Raw genomic sequence first — 244 nt, 5'->3', positions numbered from 1 at the left:
ATGCACGCATGCCGTCGAGAATTTCCTGGTCGTTGTCCACGCACAGCACGCGCATGCCGGCCAGCGAACCGGTGCGGGTGCTGTGCTCGGGCACGCTGGCCGGCGCGACGCTGGCCGGTAGATCCGGCACCTGCGCACGGGGCAGCAGGATCGAGGACATGCTGCCACTGCCCACCTGGCTGCGCGCGGTGAGGCGGTGGTCGAGCAGGCGCGAGATGCGCTGGCAGAACGACAGGCCCAGCCC

1 protein-coding gene is annotated in these 244 nt (G+C 70.5%); it reads right to left on the bottom strand.

Going from position 1 to position 244, the window contains the following annotated elements; genetic code table 11:
• Positions 1–244 (bottom strand): ATP-binding protein (locus tag KVS69_RS20240; RefSeq protein WP_217540072.1); only part of this gene is annotated, 244 nt, incomplete at both ends.

It is taken from the genome of Stenotrophomonas sp. GbtcB23, from assembly GCF_019091045.1.
GTDB lineage: Bacteria > Pseudomonadota > Gammaproteobacteria > Xanthomonadales > Xanthomonadaceae > Stenotrophomonas > Stenotrophomonas rhizophila_A.
The sequence above is the reverse complement of the archived record's forward strand: the minus strand, read 5'-3'. Positions and strand labels throughout refer to the sequence as shown.